The organism is Kitasatospora sp. NPDC059817 (assembly GCF_042731835.1).
GTDB lineage: Bacteria > Actinomycetota > Actinomycetes > Streptomycetales > Streptomycetaceae > Kitasatospora.
The window spans coordinates 2,567-4,654 of record NZ_JBHWIR010000238.1; the positions used below are offsets into that span (position 1 = coordinate 2,567).

The following is a 2,088-nucleotide window of genomic DNA, read 5'->3' on the forward strand; positions in this document are numbered from 1 at the left end:
GTTCCAGCCCGAGGCAGCGGGTGAACATGGTGGCGGCCCCCGGGGACGCCGCGGCGGCCGGCCACCGCGCGCGGGGGCCCCCCCCGCCGGGGGCGCCCCCCGGGGCCGGGTTTCCTGGCGGCTGCCGGTCCGTCCGGCAGCCCGGCAGGCGGCTCAGGCTTCGATGTTCTCCAGGTCCGCGAGCAGGCCCGGGTGCGTCGGCTTCCAGCCGAGGGCGGTACGGGTGTGAGCGCTGGAGGCGGGCTGGTCGGCCGCGAAGACCGGGCCGAGGGGGCCGAAACTCTCCTGCGGCACCGGCTCGACCGGAAGGCCGAGTCGTCGTCCGATGACCGAGGCGATGTCGCGTACCGCGTCGCCTTCGTCGGCGACGGCGTGCCACGCGCTTCCGGCCGGGGCCTTCTCCAGGGCGAGCCGGAACAGGACGGCGGCGTCGAGCGCGTGGACGGCGGGCCAGCGCTGCGCGCCGTCTCCGGGGTAGCCGACGACGCCGGTGCCGCGGGCGATGCCGGTGAGCAGCCCGGCGAACCCGCCCTGGCCCCGGTTGTGGACCGTGCGCGGCAGCCGTACCGCCGAGCTGCGCACGCCGCGTGAGGCGAGTGCGAGTGTGCGGTTCACCGACAGGCTGCGTCCGCTGACGGGGCCGTCCAGCGGCAGCGGGTCCTCCTCGGTCGAGGCGCGTCCCGCCACGAGGGGCGTGCCGGACGCGGTGACGAGAGGCCTGTTCGTGCCGACGAGGGTGTCGCCGAGGGCCGCGAGTGCGGCGCTCTCCTCGGCGATCCCTCGCGCGAGTGCGTCGGGCGAGCTGAAGTCGTTGCTGAAGGCGAGGTGGATGACGCCGTCCGCCTGTTCCGCGCCGGTCCGCAGCACGTCGAGGTCGGCGAGCCCGCCGCGGAGCACGTCGGCGCCGGCGGTTTTCGCGCCGGCCGCGGAGGCGTCGGATCGGGCGAGGGCGGTGACCAGGTGGCCTGCGGCGAGCAGTTCGGTGACGACGGCAGAGCCGATCAGGCCTGTGCCGCCGGTGATGAAGACGCGCATGGTGAGCTCCGAGGAGTGATGCGACTGTTGTCCCATCACTGTACGACGCGATGCGACACTTGTCCCGTCATCTAGACTGGCAATATGCCGCGATGGAAACCCGATGCCCGACAGCGCCTGGTCGTGGCTGCGCTAGGCCTGTTCGCCGAGCAGGGCTACGACGAAACGACCGTCGCTCAGATCACCGAGCGGGCAGGGCTCACGCGGAGCACCTTCTTCCGCCACTTCACCGACAAGCGCGAGATCCTCACCATGGGACAGACGGCGCTCAGCCGCCTGCTGGCCGAGGGCATCGACGGCGCCCCCGCGGACGCGACGCCGATGACGGCCGTCGCGGCCGGACTCGAACGCGCATCGGGCGAGATGACGTCGTTCAACCGCGAGCTCAGCCCGCTGCTGCACGCGGCGATCGAGGCGAACGCGGAGTTGCAGGCGCGCAACGTGCTGAAGTGCATCGGCATGGCCACGGCGATGGTCGACGCGCTGAAGCGACGGAACGTCGCGGAACCCACGGCGCAGGTGGCCGCCGAACTCGGCGTCCTCGCGTTCAGGCTCGGCTACGCCCGGTGGACCGACCCCAGCCACGACGAGGACCCCGGCGGGCTGGCGCCCCACACGCGCGCCGCGTTCGACGAACTCCGCGCGGCAGTCGCTGTGCTCCACTGAGCTCCGCCGATCTCCGCTGAGCCCCGTATCGGCCGCTACGAGGAATCCTGCCGCCGTTTGCTGCCGCGTAGAGTGGATACGGAGAGTGCTGGATCACGGCTTCCCTTCTCGGAGGGTTATCGGTGAGACACGCGGATGCCTCCGGCGAGGCGGTGTCGGTCCGGCTGTTCCTGGACTTGGTCGACGGCGGCGCGAGTCGCGCCCGGCCGATCTGATCTGCGCGTCGACGCCTCGTCTCGGGAGAGGCGATCCTGCTCGCGGCGGTTGCGGCGCGCGGGAGGAGACCTTCGCCATGAAACTGACCGCCGAGCGGCGGGGGGCCGCCCGCCGCCCTTGGGCGCCGCCCACCCCCCCACCCCCCCCCGGGTGCCCCGCCCCCCGCGGGCG

Annotated in this window: 2 protein-coding genes; one reads left to right on the forward strand and one right to left on the reverse strand. The window is 73.4% G+C overall.

Going from position 1 to position 2,088, the window contains the following annotated elements; translation table 11 throughout:
• Nucleotides 1–153: 153 nt before the first annotated feature.
• A complete protein-coding gene (locus ACFV61_RS31815; protein WP_380495403.1) occupies nucleotides 154–1,035 on the reverse strand; it encodes an SDR family oxidoreductase in 882 nt (293 codons plus the stop codon).
• Nucleotides 1,036–1,119: 84 nt separating this feature from the next.
• Between ACFV61_RS31815 and ACFV61_RS31820 the strand changes: the two genes are divergently transcribed.
• Nucleotides 1,120–1,701: a TetR/AcrR family transcriptional regulator gene (locus ACFV61_RS31820; RefSeq protein WP_063351889.1), complete on the forward strand. Its 582-nt coding sequence runs from the start codon at nucleotides 1,120–1,122 to the stop codon at nucleotides 1,699–1,701.
• Nucleotides 1,702–2,088: the final 387 nt, after the last annotated feature.